At 38.3% G+C, this 24,885-nt stretch carries 25 protein-coding genes, 2 rRNA genes and 2 other annotated features; all 27 genes read right to left on the bottom strand.

What is annotated here, in order from left to right; all coding sequences use genetic code 11:
* Positions 1–27: 27 nt before the first annotated feature.
* On the bottom strand, positions 28–3,579 hold the full coding sequence (gene rpoB / locus ACTWQB_RS09790; RefSeq protein WP_443139008.1) for a DNA-directed RNA polymerase subunit beta: 3,552 nt from the start codon (positions 3,577–3,579) through the stop codon (positions 28–30).
* A gap of 352 nt (positions 3,580–3,931) precedes the next feature.
* Complete coding sequence (locus ACTWQB_RS09795) at positions 3,932–4,552, bottom strand: class I SAM-dependent methyltransferase (RefSeq protein WP_443139009.1); 621 nt, start codon at positions 4,550–4,552, stop codon at positions 3,932–3,934.
* Between the two features lie 100 nt (positions 4,553–4,652).
* A complete protein-coding gene (rplL, locus tag ACTWQB_RS09800) occupies positions 4,653–5,018 on the bottom strand; it encodes a 50S ribosomal protein L7/L12 (protein WP_091774554.1) in 366 nt (121 codons plus the stop codon).
* A 48-nt stretch (positions 5,019–5,066) separates the two neighbouring features.
* The gene (rplJ, locus tag ACTWQB_RS09805; protein ID WP_443139010.1) at positions 5,067–5,564 is read right to left on the bottom strand and encodes a 50S ribosomal protein L10; all 498 of its coding nucleotides are present in this window, start codon (positions 5,562–5,564) and stop codon (positions 5,067–5,069) included.
* A gap of 45 nt (positions 5,565–5,609) precedes the next feature.
* Positions 5,610–5,762, bottom strand: a sequence feature (ribosomal protein L10 leader region).
* A gap of 52 nt (positions 5,763–5,814) precedes the next feature.
* Positions 5,815–6,507: a 50S ribosomal protein L1 gene (rplA, locus tag ACTWQB_RS09810; RefSeq protein ID WP_277674240.1), complete on the bottom strand. Its 693-nt coding sequence runs from the start codon at positions 6,505–6,507 to the stop codon at positions 5,815–5,817.
* Between the two features lie 248 nt (positions 6,508–6,755).
* Positions 6,756–7,181: a 50S ribosomal protein L11 gene (rplK, locus tag ACTWQB_RS09815; protein WP_443139011.1), complete on the bottom strand. Its 426-nt coding sequence runs from the start codon at positions 7,179–7,181 to the stop codon at positions 6,756–6,758.
* A gap of 141 nt (positions 7,182–7,322) precedes the next feature.
* Positions 7,323–7,856 carry a transcription termination/antitermination protein NusG gene (nusG, locus tag ACTWQB_RS09820; protein WP_443139012.1) on the bottom strand — a complete coding sequence of 178 codons (534 nt, stop codon included), beginning with the start codon at positions 7,854–7,856 and terminating at the stop codon, positions 7,323–7,325.
* Between the two features lie 153 nt (positions 7,857–8,009).
* Entirely contained in the window at positions 8,010–8,177 is a 168-nt protein-coding gene (gene secE / locus ACTWQB_RS09825; RefSeq protein ID WP_443139013.1) for a preprotein translocase subunit SecE, read from the bottom strand.
* Between the two features lie 35 nt (positions 8,178–8,212).
* Positions 8,213–8,359 carry a 50S ribosomal protein L33 gene (gene rpmG / locus ACTWQB_RS09830; protein ID WP_443139014.1) on the bottom strand — a complete coding sequence of 49 codons (147 nt, stop codon included), beginning with the start codon at positions 8,357–8,359 and terminating at the stop codon, positions 8,213–8,215.
* Positions 8,360–8,426: 67 nt separating this feature from the next.
* Positions 8,427–9,077 carry an RNA polymerase sporulation sigma factor SigH gene (gene sigH, locus ACTWQB_RS09835; protein ID WP_443139015.1) on the bottom strand — a complete coding sequence of 217 codons (651 nt, stop codon included), beginning with the start codon at positions 9,075–9,077 and terminating at the stop codon, positions 8,427–8,429.
* 78 nt (positions 9,078–9,155) lie between these two features.
* Complete coding sequence (locus tag ACTWQB_RS09840) at positions 9,156–9,665, bottom strand: NYN domain-containing protein (RefSeq protein WP_443139016.1); 510 nt, start codon at positions 9,663–9,665, stop codon at positions 9,156–9,158.
* Between the two features lie 6 nt (positions 9,666–9,671).
* The gene (gene rlmB, locus ACTWQB_RS09845) at positions 9,672–10,409 is read right to left on the bottom strand and encodes a 23S rRNA (guanosine(2251)-2'-O)-methyltransferase RlmB (RefSeq protein WP_443139017.1); all 738 of its coding nucleotides are present in this window, start codon (positions 10,407–10,409) and stop codon (positions 9,672–9,674) included.
* A gap of 1 nt (position 10,410) precedes the next feature.
* Positions 10,411–10,812: a Mini-ribonuclease 3 gene (locus ACTWQB_RS09850; RefSeq protein ID WP_443139018.1), complete on the bottom strand. Its 402-nt coding sequence runs from the start codon at positions 10,810–10,812 to the stop codon at positions 10,411–10,413.
* Positions 10,809–12,206: a cysteine--tRNA ligase gene (gene cysS, locus ACTWQB_RS09855; protein ID WP_443139019.1), complete on the bottom strand. Its 1,398-nt coding sequence runs from the start codon at positions 12,204–12,206 to the stop codon at positions 10,809–10,811. The genes ACTWQB_RS09850 and cysS overlap by 4 nt, the downstream gene beginning before the upstream one ends.
* Positions 12,187–12,870 carry a serine O-acetyltransferase gene (cysE, locus tag ACTWQB_RS09860; RefSeq protein ID WP_443139020.1) on the bottom strand — a complete coding sequence of 228 codons (684 nt, stop codon included), beginning with the start codon at positions 12,868–12,870 and terminating at the stop codon, positions 12,187–12,189. The genes cysS and cysE overlap by 20 nt, the downstream gene beginning before the upstream one ends.
* Before the next feature lie 237 nt (positions 12,871–13,107).
* Positions 13,108–13,325: a binding site (T-box leader), on the bottom strand.
* 34 nt (positions 13,326–13,359) lie between these two features.
* Entirely contained in the window at positions 13,360–14,835 is a 1,476-nt protein-coding gene (gene gltX / locus ACTWQB_RS09865) for a glutamate--tRNA ligase (protein ID WP_443139021.1), read from the bottom strand.
* Positions 14,836–14,882: 47 nt separating this feature from the next.
* Positions 14,883–15,362: a 2-C-methyl-D-erythritol 2,4-cyclodiphosphate synthase gene (ispF, locus tag ACTWQB_RS09870; protein ID WP_443139022.1), complete on the bottom strand. Its 480-nt coding sequence runs from the start codon at positions 15,360–15,362 to the stop codon at positions 14,883–14,885.
* Between the two features lie 19 nt (positions 15,363–15,381).
* Positions 15,382–16,065: a 2-C-methyl-D-erythritol 4-phosphate cytidylyltransferase gene (ispD, locus tag ACTWQB_RS09875; RefSeq protein ID WP_443139023.1), complete on the bottom strand. Its 684-nt coding sequence runs from the start codon at positions 16,063–16,065 to the stop codon at positions 15,382–15,384.
* A gap of 94 nt (positions 16,066–16,159) precedes the next feature.
* Complete coding sequence (locus tag ACTWQB_RS09880; RefSeq protein WP_443139024.1) at positions 16,160–17,251, bottom strand: PIN/TRAM domain-containing protein; 1,092 nt, start codon at positions 17,249–17,251, stop codon at positions 16,160–16,162.
* Positions 17,252–17,444: 193 nt separating this feature from the next.
* Positions 17,445–18,821 carry a DNA repair protein RadA gene (gene radA / locus ACTWQB_RS09885; RefSeq protein WP_443139025.1) on the bottom strand — a complete coding sequence of 459 codons (1,377 nt, stop codon included), beginning with the start codon at positions 18,819–18,821 and terminating at the stop codon, positions 17,445–17,447.
* 132 nt (positions 18,822–18,953) lie between these two features.
* Positions 18,954–21,404, bottom strand: a complete 2,451-nt coding sequence (clpC, locus tag ACTWQB_RS09890) for an ATP-dependent protease ATP-binding subunit ClpC (RefSeq protein ID WP_443139026.1) — start codon at positions 21,402–21,404, stop codon at positions 18,954–18,956.
* Positions 21,405–21,423: 19 nt separating this feature from the next.
* Entirely contained in the window at positions 21,424–22,488 is a 1,065-nt protein-coding gene (locus ACTWQB_RS09895; protein ID WP_443139027.1) for a protein arginine kinase, read from the bottom strand.
* Positions 22,488–23,027 (bottom strand): UvrB/UvrC motif-containing protein, encoded by a 540-nt coding sequence (locus tag ACTWQB_RS09900; RefSeq protein WP_443139028.1) that lies wholly within the window; start codon positions 23,025–23,027, stop codon positions 22,488–22,490. Before ACTWQB_RS09900 ends, ACTWQB_RS09895 begins: the two co-directional genes overlap by 1 nt.
* An 11-nt stretch (positions 23,028–23,038) precedes the next feature.
* Positions 23,039–23,506: a CtsR family transcriptional regulator gene (locus ACTWQB_RS09905; RefSeq protein WP_443139029.1), complete on the bottom strand. Its 468-nt coding sequence runs from the start codon at positions 23,504–23,506 to the stop codon at positions 23,039–23,041.
* A 192-nt stretch (positions 23,507–23,698) separates the two neighbouring features.
* Entirely contained in the window at positions 23,699–24,349 is a 651-nt protein-coding gene (locus tag ACTWQB_RS09910) for an MgtC/SapB family protein (RefSeq protein ID WP_443139030.1), read from the bottom strand.
* Positions 24,350–24,589: 240 nt separating this feature from the next.
* Positions 24,590–24,705, bottom strand: a 5S ribosomal RNA gene (gene rrf, locus ACTWQB_RS09915).
* A gap of 75 nt (positions 24,706–24,780) precedes the next feature.
* Positions 24,781–24,885, bottom strand: a 23S ribosomal RNA gene (locus ACTWQB_RS09920); the annotation flags it as partial.

A 24,885-nucleotide genomic window follows, 5' to 3' on the forward strand; every position in this document is an offset into this window, starting at 1 on the left:
CTACCTCCCTTATATTTTTAACCGTTATTACTCACTCACGTTTTGATCTTCTGTCGATTCCATTGAAACGTTCAATTCTTCTGATTGATCAACATCTTCCAAATCGCGCATATCAATTTCATCACGATCAGAAGTTAACATTTTTACGTCCATACCAAGACTTTGAAGTTCTTTGATAAGAACTCGGAATGATTCTGGAACTCCTGGCTCTGGTAGGTTTTCACCTTTAACAATTGCTTCATACGTTTTCACACGACCAACAACATCATCAGATTTAACTGTTAAAATCTCTTGTAACGTATAAGCGGCCCCATAAGCCTCTAAAGCCCAAACCTCCATCTCACCGAAACGCTGACCACCGAATTGTGCTTTACCACCAAGTGGTTGCTGCGTTACAAGTGAATAAGGTCCTGTAGAACGCGCATGTAATTTATCATCTACCATGTGTTCTAGTTTGATCATATACATAACCCCAACTGACACACGGTTGTCAAATGCATCTCCTGTACGACCGTCGTATAGGACAGTCTTACCGTCTCGAGCTAGACCCGCTTCAAGGACAGTTTCCCAAACGTCTTCTTCATTTGCCCCATCGAATACAGGGGAAGCAACGCGAATTCCCATTTCACGAGCAGCCATACCCAAGTGTAACTCAAGTACCTGACCAATATTCATACGTGATGGTACACCTAGAGGGTTTAACATGACATCAACTGGCGTTCCGTCTGGTAAGTAAGGCATATCTTCTTCAGGCAAAATCCTTGAGATAACACCTTTGTTACCGTGACGACCTGCCATTTTATCCCCTTCGGATATTTTACGTTTCTGTACGATGTAAACACGTACTAATTTGTTAACTCCAGGCGATAGTTCATCGCCATCTTCACGGTTAAAAACTTTCACATCTAAAACAATACCGCCACCACCGTGCGGAACTCGTAGAGAAGTATCTCTAACTTCACGAGCCTTTTCACCGAAAATGGCATGTAATAATCGTTCTTCAGCAGAAAGTTCTGTCATACCTTTTGGTGTTACTTTACCGACTAGTAGATCACCATCTGAAACCTCAGCACCTACACGGATAATTCCGTTTTCATCTAAATTCTTAAGTGCATCTTCACCAACATTTGGAATGTCGCGAGTGATTTCCTCTGGTCCTAGCTTAGTATCACGAGCTTCCGTTTCAAAGTCTTCGATGTGAATTGAAGTAAAGACATCATCTTTCACCATACGTTCACTCATGATGACAGCATCCTCGTAGTTATAACCATCCCAAGTCATAAATGCAACTAATGCATTTTGACCTAAAGCTAACTCACCTTTGTCCATAGATGGTCCATCAGCAAGAATTTCCCCCGCTTCAACACGATCACCTTTTGAAACAATTGGTGTTTGGTTATAGCAAGTCCCTTGGTTAGAACGAACGAATTTAGATAGTCGATACTTATCTAAATCACCCTCAACCTCTTTACCGTCTACCTCTTCAATACGACGGATATGAACTTGTTTAGCTTCTACTTTTTCAACAATACCAGCATGTTTAGCAACAACAGCTGCACCTGAGTCTTTACCGGATACATACTCCATACCAGTACCAACATAAGGAGCATCTGGTTTAATCAAAGGTACCGCCTGACGTTGCATGTTCGCACCCATTAATGCACGGTTTGAGTCATCGTTTTCTAAGAATGGGATACATGCTGTTGCAGCTGATACAACCTGCTTAGGTGACACATCCATATAATCAATCTGCTCACGTGGTACAGCGGTGTTTTCACCACGGAAACGTGCGATTACATCTTCATCAACAAATGAACCGTCCTCGCTTAGACGTGCGTTTGCCTGAGCAACGATGTAGTTATCTTCTTCATCAGCTGTTAAGTAATCAACATGTTCTGTTACTTTACCAGTCTCTGGATCAACACGGCGGTAAGGTGTTTCAATAAACCCAAACTCATTCACTTTTGCATAAGTTGATAATGAGTTAATTAGACCAATGTTTGGACCCTCTGGCGTTTCGATCGGACACATACGGCCATAGTGTGAATAGTGGACGTCACGTACTTCAAAGCCAGCACGTTCACGCGTTAAACCACCAGGACCTAATGCCGACAAACGACGTTTGTGTGTTAACTCAGCTAATGGGTTTGTTTGATACATAAACTGAGATAACTGAGAGCTACCAAAGAACTCTTTAATCGACGCAATAACTGGTCGAATATTAATAAGTTGTTGTGGTGTGATCGATTCTGTGTCTTGAATAGACATTCTTTCACGAACCACACGTTCCATACGAGAAAGCCCGATACGGAACTGATTTTGTAATAACTCACCCACAGAACGTAAACGACGATTACCTAAGTGGTCAATATCGTCAGTTGTACCAACTGTGTGTAATAAATTGAAGAAATAGCTGATAGAAGAAATAATATCCGCTGGTGTTATATTCTTCACTTGATCACTCACGTTACCGTTACTAATAACGGTTAACGTTCTTTCACCCTCAGGGTCAGTTGGATCTAAAATTTTAATAGACTGAACCTTGATTGGGTCTTCTAAAACACCGTCTTGCGGTTCTAAAATCTTCTCTCCAACCGCATCCTCTTCTAACTCAAAGTAAGGCATAATCTTATCTAATAAACGGCGATTTAATTTATCACCTTTACGTGCAATGACTTCACCTGTTTCTTCATCTGCGATTGTTTCTGCTAGCGTTTGATTTAATAGGCGGTTTTTAAAATGAAGCTTTTTGTTCATTTTATAACGACCAACACGAGCTAAATCATAACGTTTTGGATCGAAGAAACGTGAATATAGTAGACTGCGAGCATTTTCAGCTGTAGGGGGTTCACCCGGTCTTAAACGCTCATATATTTCAATTAAAGCTTTTTCACTGTCTTCTGTATTGTCTTTCTCTAATGTATTACGTAAGAATTCATTGTCACCAAGTAGGTCAATGATTTCATCATCAGAGCTAAAACCTAACGCTCTTAATAATACGGTTAATGGTAGTTTACGAGTACGGTCGATTCGAACGTGTACAACATCCTTCGCATCCGTCTCGAATTCTAGCCATGCACCTCGGTTCGGGATCACTGTAGCAGTGTGCCCCTTCTTACCGTTTTTATCAATTTTATCGTTAAAATAAACACTTGGCGAACGAACAAGTTGAGATACAATAACACGTTCTGCACCATTAATAACAAAGGTACCTGTGTCAGTCATTAATGGGAAATCACCCATAAACACTTCTTGTTCTTTCACTTCACCTGTCTCTTTATTCAAGAGACGAACTTTAACGCGTAAAGGTGCGTTATACGTTACGTCACGCTCTTTCGCTTCATCGACAGAATACTTTGGTTCACCTAAGCTGTAATCTACAAACTCTAGTGATAAGTTTCCTGTGAAATCTTCGATAGGTGAAATGTCTTCAAACATTTCTTTCAAACCATCTCTTAAGAACCATTCATAAGATTTAGTTTGAATTTCGATTAGATTAGGAAGATCATGTACTTCACTAATCCTTGCATAACTTCTACGTTGGCGGTGTCGACCATATTGAACTAGTTGACCTGTCAACTGCTTCACCCCTCAAACAACCAGATTTAATAGAGACTTAGGGAAAAATCCACTAAGGTTAAACAAAAAACGGTTCGACAAAAAGGCATGCCGAACTTGCTTGATCCACATTGAGTTTCTCAAGCATGTTTTATATTAACATTCGTCATAGAAACGAATGTTTGATATACTTTTAATAATGAGTTGTTCATCTTTATTTTTTTCAGAATGAATACCCCATTTAAAATGAAATTTTGACTCTTTATAATTTATCGGTATAACAATTGAAAAATATACGTCCTGACTGGATTTTGTATGCTTTTTTAAAAAATCCTTGACAAAAAAACGTATATATTGCCATTTTTAAATATTATCATACGGGTATATCCGAGTCAAATCTTATAGCGCGCAATACATAATAACCTTTATTTCTAACGACTACGTCTACATTACCAAACAAGGATTCCATTTTTTCTTTTAAAGAGGGGGCTCCTTGTTTTTTCTGTACAACAACCCACAATTCACCTTCTTGAGTCAGCACATTATAACTGTCTTCAATCATGTTGTGAACCACTTTCTTTCCAGCCCGAAAAGGTGGATTGGTTATAACAGCACCGAAAGCACGATCAGAAACCTCTTTCACACCATCACTTTGCAAAACCTCTACATTACTCGCTTGATTCGTTTCACAGTTTTTCTTAGCTAGCTCAATGGCTCTTTCATTAACATCTACCATCACGACTGAACGTTCAGGATAACGTTTGGCTAATGTAATGCCAATTGGTCCATAACCACAACCAAGATCAAGGAGATCTCCTTGTCCTTTAGGCAAGTCAAAATGTTCAATTAATGTTTTTGTACCAAAGTCCACTTGTTTCTTGGAGAATACACCTTCATCTGTGTGAAAGTTTAATGTGATGGAACTAAGAGTTGTTTGGAACTGTGAAGGGTTTCGTTTACTTGTAGGGTTTTTTGAATAATAATGATCACTCATTTCAGCCACCTCTTTGCAGGGAAAAGATCATTATGAGAAGAATATGGATAAAACAAACATAAGCTCGCTGAGTGGTACAGCGAGCTTTATGAATGTGCTACTATTTTAATTCGATTTTAGCGCCAACTTCTTCAAGCTTAGCTTTCATTTCTTCAGCTTCTTCTTTAGCTACAGCTTCTTTAATTGTTCCAGGAGCGCCATCAACTAGTTCTTTAGCGTCTTTTAGGCCAAGACCAGTGATTTCACGTACTGCTTTAACAACTTTAATCTTAGAAGCACCTGCATCTTCAAGTACTACATCAAATTCAGTTTTCTCTTCAGCAGCTTCGCCACCTGCAGCGCCACCTGCAACTGCAACTGGTGCAGCAGCTGTTACGCCAAACTCTTCCTCAATAGCTTTTACTAAATCGTTTAATTCTAAAACAGACATTTCTTTAATAGCATCAATAATTTGCTCTTTAGTCATGATAAGATCCTCCTTAAGATATTTTTTTATTTATCCGACTATGACGCCTTACGCGCCTTCTTCTTTTTGCTCTGCAACTGCTTTTGTAACATAAGCGAAGTCGCGAACTGGTGCTTGTAATACGCTGAGTAGCATAGATACAAGACCTTCGTGTGAAGGTAGTTCTGCAAGTTCCTTGATTTGATCAATCGTTGCAATCTGACCTTCGATGACACCACCTTTAATCTCTAGTGCCTCATGCTCTTTAGCGAATTGTCCTAAGACCTTCGCTGGAGCAACAGCATCTTCTACGCAAGTTGCAATTGCTGTTGGACCTACTAATAATTCATTCAGGTCTTCAAAACCTACTTTTTCTGTTGCGAAGCGTGTCATTGTGTTTTTATAAACTTTAAAATCAACGCCTGCTTCACGTAGTTGTTTACGAAGTTCTGTTACTTCTTCAACATCTAGACCGCGATAGTCTACAAGAACTGTTGTTTTACTGTTTTGTAGTTTTTCTGCAATTTGATCTACTTGTTGTTTTTTCAGTTCTAGTACATTGCTCATCGTTCCACCTCCTAGTTAGTTGGTTTCCGATCATACCGCGCGGTGTTACGCTCAAAAAAATGCCTCCATGCAGACATGGAGGCATCAATATCATAATCGCACACACTTGTACGAATCATTTCAATTTAGCACACCTCGGCAGGAAAAGTTTAAGCAGATGTCTGCTCCTACTGTCTACGGTATAACGTCATTCATTTAATTTTCAACAAACGCAATTATATATAACTTTTAGAAGTTTGTCAACTAATTATTATAAATAAGATGAAACGTCAACTTTTACGCCAGGTCCCATAGTAGATGAAACCGAAACGTTTCTCATGTAAGTTCCTTTAGAAGATTGTGGTTTAGCTTTAACAATTGTTTCAGTTAAAGCTTCGAAGTTTTCAACTAACTTCTGATCTTCAAAAGATACTTTACCGATTGGTACATGGATGTTTCCTGCTTTATCTACACGGTACTCAACCTTACCTGCTTTGATGTCTTGAACAGCTTTTTCGATTTCGAAAGTAACTGTTCCAGTTTTAGGGTTAGGCATTAAACCTTTTGGTCCAAGTACACGACCTAACTTACCTACTTGTGCCATCATGTCAGGAGTTGCTACAACTACATCAAATTCGAACCAACCTTGGTTAATCTTGTTGATGTACTCTTCATCTCCTACATAATCTGCACCTGCAGCTTCCGCTTCTTTAGCTTTTTCACCTTTAGCGAATACTAAAACGCGTTGAGTTTTACCTGTACCGTGCGGTAAAACCATAGCTCCACGGATTTGTTGGTCTGCTTTCTTAGGATCTACACCTAAACGGAAAGCAGCTTCTACTGTTTCATCAAAGTTTGCTGTTGAAGCTTTTTTCACAACTTCTACAGCTTCTTTAACATCATAAGCTTTATTGCGATCAACAAGCTTTAATGCTTCTTGATACTTTTTACCTTTCTTTGGCATGAAAAATCCTCCTCATTGTGGTTTTAACGGTTTGACCTCCCACTAAAGAAAACTCGTCTAAACGAGCCTTTAGGCGAAGACAGAGGCGTAGTTATAATCTAATTAGATGCTTTGCTACAATCACTACGACGAGCTCGCCTCTATTTCTATTGAAGTTCTCTAACTTCAAAAATAATCTCTAAAATCAAGCGTAATAAAGGTTGCGAATCACTCCGCAACCCCTTTCCGCCTTATCCAAAATAACTGGATTAGTCTTCTACGACAATACCCATGCTACGCGCAGTACCTTCTACCATGCGCATTGCTGCATCAACATCAGCAGCGTTTAAATCAGGCATCTTAGTTTCAGCAATTTCGCGTACTTTGTCACGCTTAACCGTTGCTACTTTGTTACGGTTAGGCTCACCAGAACCTGATTCGATACCAGCTGCTTTCTTAAGTAACACAGCAGCAGGTGGGGTTTTCGTTACGAATGTAAATGAACGGTCTTCATAAACCGAAATTTCAACCGGAATAATCGTACCTGCTTGATCTTGTGTTTTTGCGTTAAACTCTTTACAGAATCCCATGATGTTGATACCAGCTTGACCTAATGCAGGACCAACTGGTGGCGCTGGGTTCGCTTTACCAGCAGGAATTTGTAATTTAACAACGTTAATTACTTTTTTAGCCACGAGACACACCTCCTTAAAGTCCGTGATGTGGTAATTGGGGTTTGACCCCTCCCACTCAATATTTCTATGCATGAATCTTATTCAGACCATAAGAAACATAAAAATTCTAGCATATATCTATCGAAGTTGGCAAGGGTTATATTATAATTTTTCTATTTGAGTAAAGTCTAACTCCACTGGTGTTTCTCTTCCGAACATGTTTACATGGACTTTTACCTTTTGTTTATCCATATCAATATTTTCAATTGTACCTGTAAAGTTAGCGAAAGGACCATCAGTTACTTTCACTGATTCTTTTAGGTCAAATTCGAAGTCTTGGACTTCATCTTTAACGCCCATACGTTTTAAGATTCGGTCAGCTTCATCTGGTAATAATGGTGTCGGCTTCGCACCTGATCCCGTAGAACCAACGAAACCTGTTACACCTGGTGTGTTACGAACAACAAACCACGAATCATCCGTCATAACCATTTCGGTTAAAACGTAGCCAGGAAATACCTTTTTCATCGCAGTTTTACGCTTGCCGTTTTTAACTTCAGTCTCTTCTTCTTCTGGAACAATGACCCTGAAAATCTTATCTTCCATCCCCATTGTTTCAATACGCTTCTCAAGATTGATCTTCACTCGGTTTTCATAACCAGAGTAAGTATGAACTACATACCAATTTTTCTCCATTGCGTTAGGTTTAAAACCTTCCCTCCTCATCTTTCGATTATACAAAGCAGGTATAGCCGAATTTTAGGTAAATTAAAAAACCCGACTAAACGCGGGTTTTTGCCTCTTCATTCATTATATCACAAATGACATTTTATATAATCAAATTATATTTTACAACCATTCTAGAATTTGAGAAATCCCTAAATCTACTACCGTGAAGAAAAGCGTTACGAATAATACAGTTAAAAGTACAATGACCGTATATTTAGATAACTCGTTACCTTTAGGCCAACTAACTTTCTGCATTTCACGGTTTACATCTTTTAAGAATTTAACCACTGTATGTCCCCCTCTTAAACACCTGAGCGATTGATCTATTTAGTTTCACGATGCAATGTATGCTCGCCGCATCTCTTACAATATTTTTTAACTTCTATTCGTTCTGCACTTTGTTGTTTTTTATCTGTTGAATAGTTACGGCTATTACAAACCGTACATGCTAAAGCAACTTTCTTTCGCATGACAATCCTCTTCCTTTTTAATCACTTCGTTTAATGTACCACGTTCAAAATAGGGTGTCAATGGTATTTAATAGGTAAGCTCGCTCACTGACAAGTGGCGTTCAAGCTTACGTTTCACCCGTTGAAGAGCATTATCAATTGACTTAACATGTCGGTTTAGCTGTAGCGAGATTTCTTGATAGGATTGCCCATCAAGATATAAATGTAATACTTCTCTCTCTAATTCACTTAAAAGTTCTTCCATCTTATCTTCCATATCGATGAACTTCTCGCGATCAACTAATAACTTCTCTGGGTCTGACGTATCATGTTCAGCAATAACATCTAGTAGAGTACGATCTGATTCTTCATCATAAATTGGCTTGTCCAAAGAAACATATGAATTTAACGGAATGTGCTTTTGTCTAGTGGCAGTCTTAATGGCTGTAATAATCTGCCTTGTGACACACAACTCCGCAAAAGCTTTAAACGAAGATAATTTATCAGACTGAAAATCACGAATAGCTTTGTACAACCCAATCATTCCCTCTTGTACAATGTCTTCGCGATCAGCACCAATTAAAAAATATGTACGCGCTTTTGCCCGAACAAAACTTCGGTATTTATTAATTAAATAATCAAGTGCTTGTACATTTCCATCGTGAACAAATTCTACAACTTTCTCGTCTTCTAAATCGGCCCACTCTATTTGTTCCTTCGTTTCTTCGTTGATGACCACACAGATCCCCCCAGAGCTGAACACTCAATATAAAGTCATTATACAGGAATTGTGAATTTTCAGTCAACTGCTATTTTCCTATTTGTCGCCACGACGCCATTTTTCAAAGTATTTTAGCACATCGTCACTAAGGGGAATTTTGGATTTGGGTTGTAGTGTATGGTGCTCTTCTACGCTTTCTTGGATCTCCGATTCAATCTCTCTAACCTCTAATAACAATTCACGCGCAGACTTTCTCAGTGCACCTTTTGAAAAAATTGTCCATTGTTCTGCAAAATCAGATGTCGCAACATAGACTTTCGTCTGGACGTTCTTAACTTCTTTAACTAGCTTTTCAATTCGTTCATCTGCGGTTTCGTTTTCTTTTGTAAAAATCACTTCTAAACGATGTTCTTCCCGCTTTTTTTCTGTACCCTTAACATCATATGCATCAAAAACAACAATGACTCGGTACCCAGTATACGCCTTATATTCTGCAAGCATTTCAATTAGTCGGTTTCTCGCTTCTTCCAGCTGATAATCTTTTAAAACCTTTAATTCAGGCCAATCCCCAATCATATTGTAGCCATCTACCACTAGTACAATCATGATGGATCACCCTAGCGGAAAGCGACTACGATAGACTTCATACATCAATAAACTTGCTGATACAGAAGCATTTAGTGATGTCACCTTACCTCGCATAGGTAACTTCACTAACCAATCACAGTTCTTTAATACTAAACGACTAATCCCCTTACCCTCGCTACCAATGACAACAGCTAAAGGTAAATCATAATCTAATTCGCGGTAATCATGTTTTCCCTTAGCATCTGTGCCAACCACCCATATACCTTCTTCTTTCAATCGTTCTATTGTTTGATTCATATTGGTAACACGCGCAACAGGAATATACTCAATTGCCCCCGTTGATGCTTTAGCTACCGTTTGAGTAAGCTGAACTGATCGTCGCTTCGGAATCACAACCCCATGTGCGCCAACGGCATCAGCTGTTCTCATAATAGACCCTAAATTTCTCGGATCTTCTAATTCATCTAACAAGATTATGAAAGGCGCCTCGCCTAGATCTTTAGCTTTTGCTAATATATCGTCTATTTCTGCGTATTCATAAGCTGCTACAGAAGCTGCAACACCTTGGTGATGATCTGCTATTTGATCTAATTTATGCTTCGGAACTTTTTGGACCAGTACATTGTTTTGCTTGGCCTGCTTTAGAATCGTAGATTGTACTCGACCTTCCATGGATTCAAGCATTAAAATTTTATTAATCGGACGCCCTGACTTCAGTGCTTCAATGACAGGGTTCTTGCCCATAATCCATTCCTCACTCATGCTAAGCTCTCCTTTCTTCTAAATCTTGTATCGCTTGGGTAACAAGGTAATCTAAACGCTCATAATCTTCTTTCAAATATAAGTAACCGACTAATGCTTCAAATGCTGTGCTTAAGCGATAGGTTTGTCCATCAGTACTTTTAGGCGTGTTAGACTTGGCATTACGCCCTCGCCTAACCACACCTTGTTCTTCAGTTGTTAATAGCTCTTCATCCATCCATCGCCTTAACACATAGCCTTGAGCCTCAGCTGATACGAAGGATACTGCGTGATCGTGGAGAATTTGAGGTTTGACTTCTCCTTGTCTAATCAAGTATTCCCGAACGTATTGTTCATAGACAGCATCACCCATATACGCTAATGCTAAACTTTTCATTTGTTTTACATCATGTGTGCTCGTCATGACCTTTTCCATCTCGTTCCTTGTGGTGTATCCTCTAGGATAATACCTTTTTCTTTTAATTCATCTCGAATCTCATCAGCACGAGAAAAGTTACGATCTTTTCTAGCTTGAATGCGCTCTTCGATTAGCGCTTCAATCTGGTCATCTAAGAGTTCGCTCTCCTCTAAAGAGAATCCTAGCACTGTTGTCAGTTCATCAAACATCTCTGTGAATAGGTCAATAATAGTTGTTGACGTTTGATCTTGCTGCGTATAGATATTTGCTTCTTTAGCTAACTCAAATAATACTGAAATGGCATTAGCTGTATTGAAATCGTCGTCCATCTCATCGATGAATCGCTGTTTTAAATCTTGAAGCTTAGTTTTCCACTCGTTATTGTCCTCAGTTAAGTTTAAACTCGCTGTTTTACGATGTTGTAGATTCTGATAAGCAGTTTTAATACGATCAAAACTATTTTTAGCCTCAGCCAACAGTTCATCGTTGAAGTTTATTGGATTACGGTAATGAACGCTTAACATAAAGAATCGAACGACGTTTGGGTCATGTTTTTCTACTAATTCATGAACTAAGATGAAGTTTCCAAGTGACTTAGACATCTTCTCATTGTCAATTTGAATATAACCATTATGCATCCAATAATTCGCAAAAGTGGTATCGTTATGGCACTCAGATTGTGCAATCTCGTTTTCATGGTGCGGGAATGCTAAGTCCTGGCCACCAGCATGAATATCAATGGTTTCACCTAAATACTTACGAGCCATAGCAGAGCACTCAATGTGCCATCCCGGTCGACCTTTACCCCAAGGACTATCCCAAGAGATCTCACCTGGTTTCGCTTCTTTCCATAACGCGAAATCTAATGGATCGTCTTTTTTCTCACCAACTTGAATTCTTGCCCCAGAGCGTAATTCATCAATTGATTGGTGCGATAACTTTCCATATTCATCAAAAGATCTTGTACGGAAGTAAACATCCCCATTCGCTTCATAAGCAAAACCTTTCTCAATCAATTGTTCAATGAAGGCGATAATATCATCCATTGACTCCGTTACTCTCGGGTGATGGACCGCTTCTTTAACATTAAGCTTTGATACGTCTTCTTTATAAGCTTTAATAAATCGATCCGCAATGGTTGGGACCTCTTCATTTAGTTCATTAGCGGCTTTGATTAACTTATCATCAACATCTGTGAAGTTTAATACGTATTCAACATCATAGCCTCTGTACTCAAAATAACGGCGTACGGTATCAAAAACAATTGCCGGACGAGCATTTCCAACATGAATATAGTTGTAAACAGTTGGACCACACACATACATCTTTACCTTATTTTCTTCAATTGGTTCAAATGTCTCTTTAGATCTTGTCAGTGTATTATAAAGCTTGATGGTCATCGTCTTTTGACACTCCTCTCATTTCATTTAGTTCTTTCTGCAATTCAACAATTCGTTCCTCTAGTGTGTCACATTTTTCTGCTACTGGATCAGGAAGCTTATGGTGATTTAAATCTTTGTTCTCTTTGTTCACTCTAACACCATTTTGTACAACGATTTGGCCCGGAATCCCTACAACTGTAGAGTTATCAGGTACATCTTTTAGTACAACAGAACCGGCTCCTACCTTCGCCCATTCGCCAAGCGTAATAGAACCTAAAACCTTCGCACCAGCAGCTACTAGAACATTATCTTTAAGTGTCGGGTGACGTTTTCCGCCTTCTTTCCCTGTACCACCTAACGTTACTCCTTGATAGATGGTACAATTGTCTCCAATTTCACACGTTTCACCTATTACAACACCCATACCATGGTCAATGAAAAATCGTCTACCGATTTTAGCGCCAGGGTGAATTTCTATGCCTGTCAGAAAACGACTGAATTGGGATATGACTCTAGCAATAAAGAATAATCTACGTTTATGAAAAGCGTGTGCAACTCGGTGTGCCCACACAGCATGAACGCCTGAGTAAGTTAACATGACTTCAAGGCGATTACGAGCTGCTGGATCTTGACCGAACACGACGTCGACATCCTCTTTTAATAATTTAAGGAACTTAATCATATGATTCCCTCCTTTGTACTCTGTTGTTATAAGCCATTGATGTTTATAACCTACGAACTCTGCTAAGGTAGGTGAATGTTTCGCCAAAAATGTGCGAGGGTTTCGTGAATGTTTCGCCAAAGTAACAGTCTATTTCGCCAAATCTTAACTTTGTTTCGTCAAAGTTAAAGAGCTTTTCGCCAAATTAGCAAAACCTTTCACCAAACTCATAAAAAAGCGCCCCTGTCTATATAAATAGACAGAGACGCTCGATTTGCGCGGTCCCACTCTGTTTAGAGGCTTAACAACCCTCTCACTTGCAGTTGATAACGGGAACAACCCGCTTCACCGTACTTAAATCTTCGGGTGAAGGCTCAGAGGTGCATTTCGGAAACCATCTTAAGAGCTGCTCTCAGCTACACAGCTCTCTCTGTGATTAAGAGTAGATTCCTACTTCTCCTCATCAACGCTTTTACTTATAGTTCTATTATATACGATTCTTCCAATATGTTACGAATGTTTTAACTCGCCTACAATTTTATTTAAACGATTCATGACTGTGCGTTGTCCTAATAAATGAATGGCATTAGGAAGTTCTGGTCCGTGTTGTTGACCTGTGACAGCCACACGAATTGGCATAAATAGCTTCTTACCTTTATTACCAGTCGTTTTTTGAGTCGCTTTAATCGCCGCTTTAATATTCTCCGGTGTGAACTCTTCCATTTGACCGATTTCAATTTGAAAGTGACTTAACATATTCGGAACGTGTTCTTGATTTAACACTTCCATTTCGTTGTCGCTGTAGTCAATTTCTTCTTTGAAGAATAGCTCAGTTAACTCAACGATTTCAGCTCCGTAATTTAACTGATCTTTATATAATCCAATTAGTTCTTCTACCCACTTGCGGTCTTCACCACTAACGTTCTCATCAACTTTGCCCGCTTCAATTAAGTGAGGTAATGTTAAGTCAATCACACGGTCTAGTGAGCTTGATTTAATATACTGGTTGTTCATCCATTTTAATTTACCAGTGTCAAAGACAGCAGGTGATGTCGATAGGCGTTCAGGGTCAAAGATTTCGATGAATTCATCTTTAGAGAACAACTCTTCTTCCCCTTTTGGTGACCAACCAAGTAAAGCGATAAAGTTAAATAGTGCCTCTGGTAGGTAACCAAGGTCCGAATATTGTTCAATAAACTGGATAATAGACTCATCACGTTTACTTAATTTTTTACGTTGGTCATTTACGATTAACGTCATATGGGCAAAAATTGGGATTTCCCAGTCAAATGCACGATAAATCATCATCTGTTTTGGCGTGTTAGAAATGTGATCTTCCCCGCGTAACACATGAGTAATTGCCATCAAATGATCATCAACTGCTACAGCGAAGTTATAAGTTGGCGTACCATCTTTCTTCATAATGACCCAATCACCGAAATCACTTGATTCAAACGTGATTTCACCTTTTACAATATCGTTAAATGGATAAGATTCATTCTCTGGAACACGGAAACGAATAGAAGGCTTACGTCCTTCCTCTTCAAACTGCTTGATTTGATCTTCCGTTAAATCACGATGAGCACCCGAATACATTGGAACTTGCCCTTTTGCACGTTGTTCTTCACGCTCTGCTTCCAATTCTTCTTCTGTCATATAGCATTTATAAGCTAAGCCACGTTCTAATAGTTCATCTGCATATTTTTTGTAAATATCTAAGCGTTCCATCTGACGGTATGGTCCATGGTCTCCACCAACATCCACACTCTCATCCCAATCGATCCCTAACCATTTTAAGTACTTCAGCTGGCTTAAGTCGCCACCTTCTACATTACGTTTTTGGTCTGTATCTTCAATACGAATAATGAATTCACCGTTCGTACTCCTCGCAAATAAATAGTTGAATAATGCTGTTCTAGCGTTACCTATGTGTAAATGTCCTGTTGGGCTTGGTGCATAACGCACACGTACCTTCTGATCAGCCATAAAAAAGCTCCTTTCCGTTCTCTTCATTATCTGTTATTGTACACAATTTAGCGCTTGCGTTGTATTAAAATGGTTGCCTGTGCTGCAACCCCTTCTTTGCGTCCAGTAAACCCTAATTTCTCAGTTGTTGTGGCTTTGACGTTAACTTGTGACGTTTCGGCATTTAGTAATTTAGCGACTTGCGATTTTATCTCATCTATATACGGGGCCATTTTAGGTGCTTGGGCAATTACAGTACAATCTACGTTACCAAGCTCATACCCTTGGTTTTCAACTTTTTCCCACACTTCTTTTAATAATTGTTTCGAATCGAAATCTTTAAAGGCCGGGTCTGTATCTGGAAAATGTTTTCCGATATCCCCTTCACCAATCGCACCTAATGCAGCATCTGCAATTGTATGTAATAAAACATCTGCATCGGAATGACCTAATAAACCTTTTTCATAAGGGATTTCAACCCCACCAATGATGCATGGGCGTCCTTCAACCAATTGGTGTACATCAAACCCTTGTCCAATTCTGAACAACGAAAGCGCCTCCTTATTATTAGTCTAACCTATTTATTTTTAGCATATTTTCTGCTTTTTGTATATCCTCAGGATTCGTGATTTTGAAATTTTGATGCGACCCTTGTACATACACTGGAGAGTAATCCAAAAATTCCAAGAGAGCTACATCATCTGTAGCATACACTTGATGTTCATATGCATAATCATGAGCCTTCTTCAACCACTCATATGTAAAAGCTTGAGGTGTTTGAGCAGCGACTAATTCATCCCGTTTCAAGGTTTGAACTCTTCCATCTTTGATTTGTTTAACTGTATCTGTTACAGGCACTCCCAAGAATGCAGCTCCATGTTGTTCTGTTCCTTTATATAAACGATGTAACTCATCCTCTGTCACAAACGGACGTGCTCCGTCATGGACAAACGTGATTAATTGTTTTTCTAGATTAATAACACCCAGGCGAACACTGTCCTGTCGCTCTTTACCACCAATGACGATTTTAACAACTTTTGAATATCTTTGGGCGATTAATTCTTTCATTAAATCTTGCTCATTTTGGTGGACAACGACATAGATCGAATCGCACCACTCATCTTTTTCAAAAACATCTAATGTACGTTCAATCACGGTCTTACCGTCGATTTCTAATAGCTGTTTGTTTTTGCCTGCATTCATCCTACGACCTTGACCAGCTGCTAGTACTATTACTTGATAACGTGCCATATTGATTCTCCTAAAATTTCTTAATAAAAAGAAAAGATTGATACACTTGAGTTAACTTTTGTTTCAAATGTACCAACCTTTATTTTACTCTGATTTATTGTGCTTTCTCAAGTGCCTTGGGCTTAGCAAAAATCATTCTACCCGCTGATGTTTGCAATACACTTGTGACGATGACATCAATTGTATCACCAATGAAATTCTTACCGTCTTCAACGACAATCATCGTGCCGTCATCTAGGTAAGCAACACCTTGCTTTTCTTCTTTACCAGCTTTGATGACTTGAACATCCATCTCTTCACCTGGTAAAACGATCGGCTTAACAGCGTTAGCCAAATCATTAATATTTAAAACTGTAACATTCTGAAACTCAGAAACTTTATTTAAGTTATAATCATTTGTAACTAATACACCATCTAATAATTTCGTTAACTTTACAAGCTTACTATCAACTTCACTAATATCTTCAAAATCACCCTCGTAGATTTGTACATCTACTAGTGAATCTTTTTGTAAACGATTAAGGATATCTAACCCTCGACGCCCTCTATTTCTTTTTAACACATCAGAAGAATCAGCAATATGTTGTAATTCTTCTAAAACAAAATGAGGAATAATAATCGTCCCTTCAAGGAACTTCGTATCACAAATATCCGCAATACGCCCATCGATAATGACACTCGTATCTAATATCTTAGGTTTAATAGACGACTCTTCATCAGTCACACCCTGTGTCTCCTTAACCTTCGATTCCTTCTTAGGCACACTAATCAAATTAATGAATTCATTTCGTCTTTTAAATCCAACCTGAAACCCTAAATAAGCCAAGATTACTGTAACGAATAATGGTAGTACTTCAGAAATTACAGTAATACGAATATCCTGAAGATAAATGTTTACTAGAAATGCAATAATTAGACCCACAATAAGACCTAAACTACCAAATAGCAAATCCGCAACTGGTGCTTTTACTAACTTTTCCTCTGTTACTTTTAAGAAGTCTACAATATAATCCGCTAGCCAATAAGATAATATATAAAAAATGATTGCTCCTAGCGTCATGCCGAGATAAGGATATAACCACTCTGGCCTACCAACTTCCCATATATCTAAAAGATCAGGGAAATATAAGTAGCCAACGGTACCACCGGCTATAACAAAAATGACCTGTAATATTCTTTTCAGCAACCTATTCACCTCCTAAATCTAGCTTTGCCAAAATTACATCAAACCATAACCTTCGATCGTTGCTTTACTAAATTTTAACACGCGCATTATTTACCGTCAAAACAAAATAACTTATTATTCTAACACCGATTTACTAATATGTCAATTGTGTTACAAATGATAATGATTATAAATATTCACAATTTATACAAAATTATTCCAATCCAGCTTTTAATGCATCATGAACTGAATCAACACCGATGAGTTCAACGCCTTCTGGTGCTTTAAAGCCTGTTAAATTTTTATTAGGCAAAATAATTCGTTTAAATCCTAACTTACTTGCTTCCTGTACACGTTGTTCTATTCTAGATACACGTCTAACTTCTCCTGTTAAACCTACCTCACCGATAAACACATCCTCAGGTTTTGTTGGTTGATCCCTAAAGCTTGAAGCAATACTAACCGATACTGCTAAATCAATAGCTGGCTCATCTAATTTCACTCCGCCAGCTACTTTTACATAAGCATCTTGATTTTGTAATAACAAGCCCGCTCGCTTTTCTAGTACAGCCATTAATAATGGCACACGATTATGATCTAAGCCCGTTGCCATTCTTCTAGAGTTTCCGAATTGAGTTGGTGAAATCAAAGCTTGAATTTCAACTAGCATAGGACGAGTACCTTCCATAGAAGCAACAACTGTGGATCCAGCGACACCTTGTGACCGCTCCTCTAAGAAAATCTCAGAAGGGTTGCTAACCTCAACTAAACCTTCTTCTTTCATCTCAAAGATTCCCATCTCATGTGTACTACCAAAACGGTTTTTCACACTTCTAACGATTCTAAATGTATGATGGCGTTCACCTTCAAAATATAAGACTGAATCTACCATATGCTCTAATAAACGAGGACCTGCAATTGAACCTTCTTTGGTCACATGACCAACTATAAAAATTGGAATCCCTTTAGTTTTAGCTAACTTCATTAATGTTCCCGTGCACTCTCTAACCTGAGAGACAGACCCTGGAGCAGATGTGACTCCTTCATGATAAATGGTCTGGATCGAGTCAATAACCACAAACGAAGGATTCATTTCATCAACAGCATCGATAATGTCATCTATATTAGTCTCAGCCATAATATATAACTCATCTTCTTTAATATTTAACCGATCAGCTCTTAATTTTGTTTGCTTTTCAGACTCCTCACCTGAAATATATAAAACTTGTAACTTCTTAGCTGCTAATTGAGATGAAACTTGCAGAAGCAAGGTTGACTTACCAATACCCGGATCACCACCAATTAAAACTAATGAACCTGGCACAATTCCTCCACCTAATACACGGTTAAACTCTGTCATTTTAGTTTCGATTCGCTTTTCCTCTTGTGAGGTAATTTTATTTATAGCACTTGGTTTACGTTTGCGTTGTGGGCTGGCAGAACCAAGACTATGCTTGCTTTGACCTTTATTCGGACGAATTTTTTCTTCAACCATAGTGTTCCATTGGTGACAAGCAGGACATTTCCCCATCCACTTTGGCGATTCATAACCGCATTCCTGGCAAAAATAAACCGTTTTTGTTTTAGCCATTGTACTCTCTCCTTTGGTGATTTATGTAATTTTTTTATTTTTAAAAAGGCTCTGTTAAACATAGTTGTTGATAATACGGGTGCCAAAAAACAAAAAACAGCCGGCGAATACACCGGCTGCGTTCAGTTTAACCTAAGATGTTTCTAATTCTTTTACCGAAGTCACATAAAATTCGCCGTCTTCATTTACATCAATTTCTACTGTTTGACCTGTCTTCACATTACCTTTTAATAGTTCTTCTGACAAGAAGTCTTCAACATTTTTTTGAATTGAACGACGGAGTGGACGCGCACCATACTCAAGGTCCATACCTTCATCAGAAATCTTTTCAATAGCTTTTTCAGTTAACGTAAATGAGATTTCATTATCTTTTAGACGATCTTGTAATTGCTTAATCATTAGACGAACAATCTCTTTAATGTGTTTCTCTTCTAGAGAGTGGAAGACAATTGTCTCATCAATACGGTTTAAGAACTCCGGACGGAATGCTTTCTTCAGCTCTTCCATAATCTTAGATTTCATTTCTTTATCATCTTTTTTATCGGAGTCCATTGAGAACCCAACATATTTCTGACGACGAAGTTCATGCGCACCAACGTTTGACGTCATGATTAACACTGTATTTCTAAAGTCTACTACTCGACCTTTAGAATCTGTTAAACGCCCATCCTCAAGCACTTGAAGTAAAATGTTAAATACATCAGGGTGTGCCTTCTCAATCTCATCAAGTAAAATAACGGAATATGGTTTCGTACGAACTTTTTCAGTTAATTGACCACCTTCATCATATCCAACATAGCCTGGAGGTGAACCTACAAGACGTGAAGTCGAGTGTTTCTCCATGTACTCTGACATGTCGATACGAATCATCGCATCTTCATCACCAAACATCGCTCCCGCTAACGCACGAGCTAATTCTGTCTTACCAACACCTGTTGGACCTAAGAAGATAAATGAGCCAATAGGACGTTTTGGATCTTTCAATCCAGCACGTGCACGGCGAATCGCTTTTGAAACAGCTTTAACTGCTTCATCTTGACCAATAACACGGTCATGTAACGTATCTTCTAAGTTTAATAGACGCTCTGTCTCGTCCTTAGCTAACTTAGAAACAGGTACTCCAGTCCAAGTTGATACAACATGCGTAATGTCATCAATTGTGACTTCTGAGTTTTCTTGACCTTGTTTTTCTTTCCATTGATCTTTCGTTTTTTCTAACTCGTCTTTTAACTTCTGTTCTTTATCGCGTAAAGATGCTGCTTTTTCAAACTCTTGGCTTTGTACGGCTGCATCTTTTTCTTTCTTCACTTCATCAAGTTTTTGTTCTAACTCTTTTAAGTTAGGTGGAGCTGTATAACTACGTAAACGTACTCTTGACGCCGCTTCATCAATTAAATCAATCGCTTTATCCGGTAAGAACCGATCCGTGATATAACGATCAGATAATCGTACTGCAGCATCAATAGCTTCATCAGAAATCGTAACTCTATGATGCGCCTCATAACGATCACGAAGACCTTCTAAAATACTTTTAGATTCTTCTGGTGTTGGCTCATCTACTTGAATTGGTTGGAAACGACGTTCTAATGCCGCATCTTTTTCAATATACTTACGATACTCTTCTAATGTTGTCGCTCCGATACATTGCAGGTCACCACGTGCTAAAGCTGGCTTTAAGATGTTCGATGCATCAATAGCACCTTCTGCACCACCAGCACCGATTAACGTGTGTAGCTCATCAATGAAAAGAATGATATTACGAGCTTGACGGATCTCTTCCATCACTTTTTTCAAGCGATCTTCAAATTCACCACGATATTTCGTGCCTGCTACAACCGTACCCATATCTAATGTCATAACACGTTTATCACGTAAAATTTCAGGAACCTCATTATTAACAATTTGTTGTGCTAACCCTTCAGCAATAGCTGTTTTACCGACACCAGGTTCACCAATTAAAACTGGGTTATTTTTACGACGGCGACTTAAGACCTGAATAACACGTTCAATTTCTTTACTACGACCAATTACTGGGTCAATTCCACCATCTCGTGCAACTGCCGTTAAGTCACGTGCTAAAGAGTCTAAGGTTGGCGTATGTGCATTGTTAGATTGCTTCTGACCGCCACGTTGACTTGAAGTCGATTCATTACTACCAAGCAACTGTAGAACCTGCTGACGGGCTTTATTTAAACTTACACCTAAGTTGTTAAACACACGTGCTGCTACACCTTCACCTTCTCGAATTAATCCAAGTAAGATGTGCTCAGTGCCAACGTACGAATGGCTAAGTTTACGTGCTTCATCCATTGATAATTCAATAACCTTTTTCGCACGTGGTGTATAATGAATTGTTTGAGACGTATTTTGCCCTCTTCCAATTAACTGTTCAACTTCTTGTTGTATTTGATCAGCCGTTACATTTAATGATTGTAATGCTTTGGCTGCAATTCCTTCGCCTTCTTTTACTAATCCAAGAAGAATGTGTTCAGTGCCAATATTATTGTGACCTAAACGAATTGCCTCTTCTTGTGATAGAGCTAATACTTTTTGAGCTCGTTCAGTAAATCTACCAAACATCATTGTACATGACCTCCTTCAATTATTTTTCTAGCTGTAATCTTTCTCTTATTAAATTCGCACGAAAGACATCGCGCTCATTAGGTGACAATGTTTTATTTGCATATTGCTGTAAGAAAGCAGGTTGAGTTAAGACCATTAATTCGTTCAGTATTGTCTTAGAAATATTTTTTATTAACCCTAAATCAATTCCTAATCGAAGATCAGACAAACATTTAGCCGCCTCAATCGATTGTATGATTCGGCTGTTTGCTAAAATACCATATGACCTAAAAATTCTATCCTCTAACTGTATACCCAACTGCTCCATAATCCATTCACGAGCACGGCGCTCGTTTTCAATAACTTGTTTAACTACACTCTTTAGATCTTCAACAATGTCTTCTTCTGATTTACCCAAAGTCATCTGATTGGATATTTGGTATAGCTGCCCTTGAGCTTCACTACCTTCACCATATATTCCTCGAACAACTAAGCCCAGTTTATTAATTTCAGGAATTAAATTATTGATTTGGTTTGTCATAGCTAAAGCAGGTAGATGCATCATCACAGATGCACGTAACCCTGTACCTACGTTAGTTGGACAACTGGTTAAATAACCTCGATTTTCATCAAATGCAAATTGAATCTTTTCTTCGAACCAGTCGTCAAATTCTTGTGCACGTTCTAACGCTTCACTTAACTCAAATCCAGGGTAATATAACTGAATTCTTAAGTGATCCTCTTCATTAATCATTACAGAAGCTTGCTCATTCTTAGAAATTAACGCTGCACCAGTCTCATCTTTTTCAGCTAAACTCGGACTAATAAGATGTTTTTCCACAAGAACTCTTTTTTCAACTGGCTTTAAATCACTCATTTTAACCAACTGGAACTGTTTGAAGTCTTTATAATATTGTTGGTCAAACTCTTGTTCCATATACTCTAAAACTTTAGATAATGCTTCTTTATCTCCACTTGTAGGAAATGGCACCTGTTCAAAGTTACGCGCTAATCTAATTCGACTGCTTAACACAATATCATTGTCAGTGCCTTCCGTGTTCATCCAGGGACTAATGGCGTCATTGATAAAATTTTGTAATGACATTATGCATCACCGTCCTGATCTCTTTGTAGCTCTTCTTTCAATTTACGAATTTCATCACGAACTTGTGCGGCATCTTCAAATGCCTCATCATGTATTAATTGCTGTAATTTATCTTGTAACTGTTCTAATTCTCTTTGTTTATGCAGATTACCTCCAACACGTCTCGGAATTTTTCCGACATGTTTCGTGTTGCCGCTGTGAACACGTCTAAAGATTGGATTTAAATAAGCCTCAAATGCATGGTAACAATGACTGCAACCAAATTTACCTCGTTTACGGAACTGTTGATAAGTCGTTCCACATTTATCACAAGTTAAATGGTGTTGTTTAGTGTTAACGGATTGTTGTTGGTTAAGCGTTTGATCAAAAGGAAACATGCTTGTTAACAACTGATGTATTGACATATTGTCTTTAGAAAAATTCATATAACCTTCTTGTTCAGCACACTGTTCACACAGGTGGATTTCTGTCTTTTCGCCGTTGACCACTTGAGTATAATGAACAGTTGCTTCATTCTGTTGACAACGTTGACATTTCATTGTCCACCCTCCTATTTATCATGTATTTTTAAAGTCATGAGTAATTCTCTAAAAATCTTTGCCCTTAATTGGTCACGCATGGGTAAAGGAATGGATAAAATATCTCGGTGCATAATCTTACTCATTAACCGTTGTTCACGCCCCGTAATCATCCCTTCTTCAAACAATCGTGCAATATAATCAAGGCTTGCTTGTTGTGTTAATTGATCACCTGTTAACATCAACAACTCATCTATAAGCTCTGATTTTGACTTTGGCCTAATTCGCATAATACGAATATAGCCTCCACCACCACGCTTACTTTCTACGATATATCCCTTTTCCACAGTAAATCGTGTGTTAATCACGTAATTTACCTGAGATGGTACACATTCGAAATGATCAGCAATTTCGCTTCGTTTAATCTCAATCATATCACTTTTACTGGATTGAATCACCTTTTTCAAATAAGACTCAATAATATCCGATATGTTCCGCAATCGCCCATCCCTCCCTCAAACTATTTAGTATGAGAAAAGTCAAAAACATCAATTTGACTTTGACTATCTTTGACTATACTTTTATTATACTCACATTTTATTTTGTTGCAAACCAAAAAGCTTAAAACAAAAATCAATTGTTTTTAATTTTTACCATTAAAAAAGCCTTCGTGTCCGAATAGACACAAAAGCTTATTTCTCATACACATACGTGACATGTTCTAATTTACTTACTTCATCTAAGATATCATTTCGTTCAAACTCCTGATTTTTTTCAAGTTCTATATAAATATTACGTTGATCAGAACTTTCACTTTCAATCTCTAATCGCTTTACAACTAATGAAAACTCATCAAAAACATTTAACACATTTGCGATATGAACATCTTTACTTGCGATTAAATGAATGAAATTATCCGACTTACTCTTTGTGAAAAGTTTTTCCCAAGAGTTTAAGAAAATTAAACTTAGTAAGACTACTGCAGTTACTAAAATAGCTAAGGAGTACATCCCAGCACCTATGACCAACCCAATACCTGCAACTGTCCATATCGAAGCAGCTGTCGTTAAACCTCTAATCGTCATGCCATGCACCATAATTGTACCGGCTCCCAAGAAGCCAATACCACTTATAACGTAAGAAGGGATCCTCGCTGGGTCAAAACGTACATTGTTATAAGTATCTATGAACGCTTCAAAGCCATAGATTGATAGCAACATCATTAAACATGAACCAACACCTACTAAAATATGTGTTCTAAAACCAGCTGAGTGCTTTTTTAATTCACGTTCAAAACCAATCAAACCACATAAAATCGTTGCTAGTAGTATCCGAACTAACATCACGTCAAAATCGTGACCTAAATATTGATTAATGTAATCCAAAAACCCCTCCCCCTTTCTATTTTTGTATAATTATTATATTATGCCGTCAATTAATGATTAATGTTATTAATTATACCAAACACTATTATGTAATCAAATACTTAAAAGAACCGTGATGAATTAGAAAGACATTTGTTAATCAATTTACTGATTTTAATATATAAAAAACCAAGAAGCTTTAACTTCTTGGTTTCAATTGCCCGGCAGCGTCCTACTCTCACAGGGGAAACACCCCAATTACCATCGGCGCTAGAGAGCTTAACTTCTGTGTTCGGCATGGGAACAGGTGTGACCTCTCTGCTATCGCCACCGGACTATGTAGTTGTTGGGTTAACAACCTTCAAAACTAAATACGAACTACCAAGCGTCATTTAACGTCTTTTCAAATCGAAGTTAAGTCCTCGATCGATTAGTATCCGTCAGCTCCACGTGTCACCACGCGTCCACCTCGGACCTATCAACCTCATCGTCTCTGAGGGATCTTACTTGCTCGA

Origin of the sequence: Piscibacillus sp. B03 (assembly GCF_052246295.1) — a bacterium.
Lineage (GTDB): Bacteria > Bacillota > Bacilli > Bacillales > Alkalibacillaceae > Piscibacillus.